This window comes from Micromonospora sp. NPDC048930 (assembly GCF_043197935.1).
In the GTDB taxonomy this organism is placed as follows: domain Bacteria; phylum Actinomycetota; class Actinomycetes; order Mycobacteriales; family Micromonosporaceae; genus Micromonospora.
On sequence record NZ_JBICUB010000013.1, the window covers coordinates 190,476 to 196,944 of the forward strand.

General features: G+C 71.8%; 7 protein-coding genes. 3 read left to right on the forward strand and 4 right to left on the reverse strand.

The features are described from left to right. The first annotated feature begins 1 nt into the window (after window position 1). Entirely contained in the window at window positions 2-625 is a 624-nt protein-coding gene (locus ACGFI9_RS28850; RefSeq protein WP_393182808.1) for a hypothetical protein, read from the forward strand. 133 nt (window positions 626-758) lie between these two features. Further along, entirely contained in the window at window positions 759-2,108 is a 1,350-nt protein-coding gene (locus ACGFI9_RS28855; RefSeq protein WP_393182810.1) for a hemolysin family protein, read from the forward strand. A gap of 9 nt (window positions 2,109-2,117) precedes the next feature. Here ACGFI9_RS28855 and ACGFI9_RS28860 read toward each other — a convergent pair whose 3' ends face one another. From ACGFI9_RS28860 to ACGFI9_RS28875, 4 genes are all read right to left on the reverse strand, one after another. Continuing rightward, window positions 2,118-2,435: a PRC-barrel domain containing protein gene (locus ACGFI9_RS28860; RefSeq protein WP_393182811.1), complete on the reverse strand. Its 318-nt coding sequence runs from the start codon at window positions 2,433-2,435 to the stop codon at window positions 2,118-2,120. Then, the gene (locus ACGFI9_RS28865) at window positions 2,422-2,802 is read right to left on the reverse strand and encodes a hypothetical protein (RefSeq protein ID WP_393182813.1); all 381 of its coding nucleotides are present in this window, start codon (window positions 2,800-2,802) and stop codon (window positions 2,422-2,424) included. The genes ACGFI9_RS28860 and ACGFI9_RS28865 overlap by 14 nt, the downstream gene beginning before the upstream one ends. Further along, the gene (locus ACGFI9_RS28870; RefSeq protein WP_393182815.1) at window positions 2,799-4,025 is read right to left on the reverse strand and encodes an NRAMP family divalent metal transporter; all 1,227 of its coding nucleotides are present in this window, start codon (window positions 4,023-4,025) and stop codon (window positions 2,799-2,801) included. Before ACGFI9_RS28870 ends, ACGFI9_RS28865 begins: the two co-directional genes overlap by 4 nt. Window positions 4,026-4,116: 91 nt before the next feature. Then, window positions 4,117-4,500 carry a PaaI family thioesterase gene (locus tag ACGFI9_RS28875; RefSeq protein ID WP_393182837.1) on the reverse strand — a complete coding sequence of 128 codons (384 nt, stop codon included), beginning with the start codon at window positions 4,498-4,500 and terminating at the stop codon, window positions 4,117-4,119. A 109-nt stretch (window positions 4,501-4,609) separates the two neighbouring features. Here ACGFI9_RS28875 and tyrS point away from each other — a divergent pair, with 109 nt between their 5' ends. Next, window positions 4,610-5,893, forward strand: a complete 1,284-nt coding sequence (gene tyrS / locus ACGFI9_RS28880) for a tyrosine--tRNA ligase (protein WP_393182839.1) — start codon at window positions 4,610-4,612, stop codon at window positions 5,891-5,893. Window positions 5,894-6,469: the final 576 nt, after the last annotated feature.

The following is a 6,469-nucleotide window of genomic DNA, read 5'->3' on the forward strand; positions in this document are numbered from 1 at the left end:
GGTGAACTGGCTGGAAATCGTCGGCTGGGCCGGCTCCGCGCTGCTGGTCTGGTCCCTGCTGCAGACGCGCATCCTCCGGCTGCGCGCCCTCAACCTGCTCGGCTGCCTGATCCTGATCGGCTACAACGCGGCCGTGCACGTCTGGCCCATGGTCGGGCTGAACGTGGTGCTCGCCGTGATCAACATCTGGTACCTGCGGAAGATGCTGGCCACCCGGCACGACGAGCAGACCTACCAGGTGGTCGAGGTGGGCACCGGCGACGCGTTCCTGGCCCACACGCTGCGGGTGCACGCCGCCGACATCGCCCGGTTCAACCCGGACTTCCGCTGGGACCCGGCCGGGGACCGGTCGGCCTTCCTGGTGGTCCGCGCCGACGAGGTGGTCGGCGTCGTGGTGTCGCACGCCGAGGCCGGCGGGGTGGCCCAGATCGACCTGGACTACGTCACCCCGCCGTTCCGCGACTTCACCCCGGGCGAGTTCGTCTACCGGCGCAGCCGCCTCTTCACCGACCGGGGCTTCCGCCGGGTGGTCAGCCCGCCCGGCATGATCGCCCCGTACTACCACCGCCTCGGCTTCCGCCCCGAGGGCGACACGTACGTGCTGGACCTGCCCACGACCGGGTGACGGGAGCTCCGGCCCGGGAGGATTCAGCACGCCGTCGGCGGGGCACAGAGGGGCCCTACGCCGGCCGGTCCCCGGACGGCGGCCGGTCGGCCGGCGCGGCCGACCGGGGTCGGGTCGAGGGAGAGAGCCGGGCGTGCAGAGCTACTGGAGCCAGCTGGCCCTGGTCGGAGTTCTGGTGATCGTCAACGCGGCCTTCGCCGGCAGCGAGATGGCCCTGGTCTCGCTGCGGGACAGCCAGCTCCAGCGGCTGGAACGCGGCAGCCGCGCCGGCCGGACCCTGGCCCGGCTCGCCAAGGACCCCAACCGGTTCCTGGCCACCATCCAGATCGGCATCACCCTGGCCGGCTTCCTGGCCTCCGCCGCGGCGGCGGTCTCCCTGGCCAGGCCGCTCGTCCCGCTGCTCGGGGTGCTGGGCGACGCCGCCGAGACGGTCGCCATCGTCGCGGTCACCCTGGCGCTGACCTTCGTCACGCTGGTCTTCGGGGAGCTGGCGCCCAAGCGGATCGCCATGCAGTCCGCCGAGCGGTGGGCACTGGTCGTGGCCCGCCCGCTCGACCTGCTGGCCACCCTCACCCGGCCCGCCGTCTGGGCGCTGGGCGCCACCAGCGACCTGGTGGTACGCCTCTTCGGGTTGAACCCGACGCACCAGCCGGACGAGATCGGCCCGGACGAGCTGCGCGACATCGTGGCCGGCAACCACGGCTTCACCAAGGAACAGCGGACGATCATCGCCGGCGCGGTGGAGATCGCCGACCGGCAGTTGCGCGCGGTGCTCGTACCCCGGTTGCAGGTCTTCACCCTGGACAGCGGGACGACCGCGGAGGCCGCCCGGCTGGTTCTCGCCGCGACCGGCCACTCCCGGGCGCCGGTGGTCCGGCACGGCGGGCTGGACGACGCGGTCGGCGTGATCCACCTGCGCGACCTGGTCGGCGTCCCCGACGACCGGCCGGTCGACGAGATCACCCGCCCGCCGATGCTGCTGCCCGACTCGCTGCCGGTGGTCGACGCGCTGCGCCAGTTCAAGGCGGAACGCCAGCACATCGCCCTGGTGGTGGACGAGCGCGGCGCGGTGGACGGCATCGTCACCCTGGAGGACATCCTCGAGGAGATCGTCGGCGAGATCTACGACGAGACCGACCGGGACCTCAGCTCGGTCCGCACCGAGGAGGACGGCACGTTGGTCCTGCCCGGCACCTTCCCCGTGCACGACCTCACCGACCTCGGCGTGGAACTGCCCAACCGGCCGGCCGGCGACTACACCACCATCGCCGGGCTGGTGCTGATCTGCCTCGGGCACATCCCCACCGTGGCGGGGGAGAGCGTCCGGGTGGACGGTTGGGACCTCGCCGTCGGCGGCGTGGACCACCACGCCATCACCGAGGTGCGGGTCCGCCGCCGGACCCGCCGGCACCGGCACGACGGGGCCGACGACACCGACGTCGACGGCAGCGACGCCCCGGCCCTCGACGAGGCCCGGGGCTGACCCCGCCCGTCAACCGGCCCGCTCCGGTGGGCCGAACGGGAAGCCGGGCACCGGCGGGAGGAGCAGCACCGCGTCGGCGGGGTACTGGTGGGTGCTGCGGCCCAGCACCCGGGCGACCGCGCGCAGCAGCCACGGCCCCGACGGGTGCAGCTCCGGGCCGATCAGCCGGCTCGTCACCCGGGTCCACCAGTGTCCGGCCACGATCACGTCGGTGATCCGCAGCCGCTCCGGGGGCCACCCGCCTCGGACCACCACGTCGACCACCCGGCCCAGCCGCCGCCCGTGCAGGTCGTACGCGGTCCGGCCGAGCAGCTCACCCGCTCGCACGGTGGGACCCCGGAATCCGGTCGACGAGGTGTCGGCGCAGCCAGACCTCCACCGGCGCGGGCGGCAGGTCGGCGGCCGGGCAGCGCAGCCGTACCGCACTGTCCAGGTGGGCGACCAGGGCGAGCGGGATCCGCAGCGGTGCCACCGGCGGCTCGTCGGTGAACCGGTTGGCGATCGCCACCAGGACGCGCCCGACCCGGCCGCCGATCCGCTCGCCGAGCGCCCCCTGCCCGGTGAGCAGACAGTCCACGTACGGAAAGCCCTCCGCGTCGACGGCGAACGCGATGTCGTCGACCCGGCCGACCAGCCGCCCGTCGACGTCGACGATCTGCCGGTCGAGCATCTGCTTGGCGAGCTGGATCCTCACTGTCCCATCCTCGTGATGATCGCCAACGGGATCGCCGCCACCGACGCGGCCACGATGAGCAGCAGGAACAGCGCGCCGAGCAGGTTGTTCCACCGCCCGTTGACCCGGTCGCCCAGGTAGTTGCGGTCGTTCGCCACCACCAGGATCGGCAGGTAGGTCAGCGGCAGCACGACCGCGCTGAGCACCAGCATGTACTCGGTGAGCCGGACCGGGTCCACGGTCGTCATCAGTAGCAGCACCCCGAGCAGCACGCTGACCAGCAGCACGCTGTGGAACCGCGCCGCCTCCCGCGGGCTGACCCGCTTGCCCCACTGCCAGCCGAAGTACTGCGCCGCCGCGTACGCGGCCGACAGCCCGGTCTCCAGCGCGGCGCCGAAGGTCACCGCGAAGAACGCCAGCGCCGCGATCGCCAACCCGGCGCCGCCCAGCGCGGTCACCACCGGCCGCGCCACCTGCTCCAGGGTGTCCAGCGACGCCCCCGACGGGTGGTACGCCACGGTCGCGACGGCGATCAGCGACAGCGCCAGGAACCCGCCCACCGGGAAGCCGATCAGGACGTTCGAGCGGGCGTGGGCCAGGTCCGCGGCGCTCCACTTCTCCTCCACGCCCCCAGAGGAGAAGAAGAAGACCTCGTACGGGCTGACCGTGGAGGCGAACAGCGCCACCGCCACGAACCAGTAGACCGACCAGCTCTCCCCGGCGGAGCTGACGTGCAGCGCGCCGTGCCCCAGCTTCGCCCAGTCGGTCGGCAGCGCGAACAGCGCGACGGCGAAGACCAGCAGCGCCAGCCCGGCCAGCCCGAACACCCGTTCCATCAGCTCGAACCGCATCCGCCACAGCACCAGCCAGACCGCCACCGCGGCCACCGGCACCCAGAGCAGGTAGCTCAGCCCGCTGGCCAGTTGCAACGCCAGCGCCACGCCGCCCAGCTCGGCGGCGAGGGTGATCACCGTGACCAGCCAGGAGGCGACCAGGTTGAGCAGCGCCACCCGCGGGCCGAGCCGTTCCCGCACCAGGTCGAACACGGCCCGGCCGCTCACCGCCGCGATCCGGCCGGCCATCTCGGCGTACGCGCAGATGCCGAGCACGCCGACGAGCAGCACCCAGGCGTGGGCCATGCCGAAGCGGGCGCCGGCCTGGCTCGCCGCCACCAGATCCCCGATGTCGACGAAGCCGCCGATGGCGGAGAGGACGCCCAGGGTGGCGGCGAGGAGCTTCTTCACGGCGGGTCGGGTGCGGGCGGTCTCATCGACGCGACGATATCCGCGCCAGATGCCTCTTTTCGGGCGAATCGACCAGGCTGCCGCTCCCGGCTCAGGCGCCGGTGAGGTTCTGCAGCCGCACCTGGCCGCGCGACACCAGCCGGCCGCCCTCGTCGGTGATCTCCACCAGCCAGAGCTGCTGGCTACGCCCGCGGTGGATCGGGGTGCCCACCGCGGTCAGCTCGCCGTCGCGCACCGCGCGCAGGAAGTCGGTCTGGTTGGACACCCCGACCACCTTGCCCTTGTCGCCGAGCCAGAGCGCGCCACCGACGCTGGCCGCCGTCTCCACCACCGAGCAGTAGACCCCGCCGTGCTGGATCCCGTACGGCTGGTGCAGCTCCGGGCGGACCTGCCAGCGGATCACCACCCGGTCCCCGCTGGCCTCGTCGAACTTCAGCCCCAGCAGGGCGACGAAGCCCCCGGTCAGGTCCGGCATCTCCACGGCGGTCCCTCCTCGCGCTCGGTGGCGCCGACAGCCTAGTCGCCGCCTCCGTGGGGCAAACCCGGTACGGGTCGGGGCCGGGGATGGGGGAGAATCGGTGACCGTGACCGACAGCAACCTCCCGCACGGGCGGGACTCCCTGACCGAAGACCTGCTGTGGCGGGGCCTGATCCAGGACTCGACCGGCCTCGACGAGCTGCGCGCGCTGCTCGACGGCGGGAGCGCCACCTTCTATGTGGGCTTCGATCCGACCGCCCCCAGCCTGCACGTCGGCCACCTCATGCAGGTCACCACCGCGCGCCGGCTCCAGCTCGCCGGGCACCGGCCGCTGCTGCTGGTCGGCGGCGCCACCGGCCAGATCGGCGACCCGAAGGAGAGCGCCGAGCGGACCCTGAACCCGCCCGAGGTGGTCGAGGGCTGGGTCCGGCGCATCCATGACCAGCTCGCGCCCTTCGTCTCGTACGAGGGGGAGAACGCCGCCCGGCTGGTCAACAACCTGGACTGGACCGGCGAGATGTCGGTGGTGGAGTTCCTCCGGGACGTCGGCAAGCACTTCCCGGTGAACAAGATGCTGGCCCGCGAGGTGGTCAAGGCCCGGCTGGAGACCGGCATCAGCTTCACCGAGTTCAGCTACCAACTGCTCCAGGCCAACGACTTCTTCGAGCTGCACCGCCGCCACGGCTGCGAGCTCCAGTACGGCGGCTCTGACCAGTGGGGCAACATCACCGCCGGCGTGGACTACATCCGGCGTCGCGGTGCCGGGCCGGTCGAGGCCTTCACCACGCCGCTGGTCACCAAGTCGGACGGCACCAAGTTCGGCAAGACCGAGGGCGGCGCGGTCTGGCTCGACCCGGAGATGACCAGCCCGTACGCCTTCTACCAGTTCTGGGTCAACGCCGACGACCGGGACGTCACCCGCTACCTGCGCTACTTCAGCTTCCGTCCCCGTGAGGAGCTGGAGGAGTTGGAGAAGGCGACGGCGGAACGCCCCCAGGCGCGGCTGGCCCAGCGGGCCCTCGCCGAGGAGCTGACCGCGCTGGTGCACGGCGAGCGGGAGATGGCCCAGGCGGTGGCGGCGAGCCAGGCCCTCTTCGGCCGCGGCTCGCTCGAGGAGTTGACCCCGGAGACCCTGCGGGCGGCGCTCACCGAGGCTGGCCTGGTCCACCTGACCGAGCTGCCGGACGTCGCCGGCCTGCTCAAGGAGTCGGGTCTGGTCTCGGGCATGAAGGAGGCTCGGCGGGTGATCGCCGAGGGCGGCGCGTACGTGAACAACAACCGCATCTCCGAGGTGGACGCCACCGTCTCGCCGGCGGACCTGCTGCACGGGCGGTACCTGGTGCTGCGCCGCGGCAAGCGCTCCTTCGCCGGCGTTGAGCTGCGCAAATAGTCGTACGTCGACAGTGTGACGCGGGACGCGCCCAGCGGATTTGACGATCAAACCGCTGGGCGCGTAACTTTCTCTCTGCCAGCGCGGAACGGACGAAACAGGGCGAAAGACCTGGAGGCCGGAGCGCGGGAATGACCTCCAGGCAAGGATGGTTGACTCCATCGGACCCTGGACCGGGCGGTGCCCCGGATTCGCCGGGAGGCGGATTTGGCGAGGCGGAACCGACCGGGTAAGGTTGTCGGCCGGCAGGGATACGGGCGAGCGAGCGGGAAAACCGCGGCGGCCGTCCTGCCGAAATCCCCGGAACATCCGACGGAAGTCGGCGGAATCGGGGTGCCCGGGAAATGGGTGGAAGCACGACAAACCGCGAAACAGCGGTTTGACACGGCAGAAACCACCGGGTAACGTAGTAAAAGTGCCCGGCGCGAGAGCGGTGGGTGCGGGTGAACGAAATGCCCCGGACGGGGGCCCTGTGGATGCGGGGTTTCTGGATGGTGTGTGGTTGTTCTTTGAGAACTCAACAGGGTGCTTGATAAGCCAGTGCCAAATTGTTTTATACCCCGGACTGGTCGAGCC

Coding starts and splice junctions, on each gene's coding strand:
- ACGFI9_RS28875 (WP_393182837.1), bottom strand. CDS start 4,500: ATGCCGGACCTGACCGGGGGCTTCGTCGCCCTGCTGGGGCTGAAGTTC.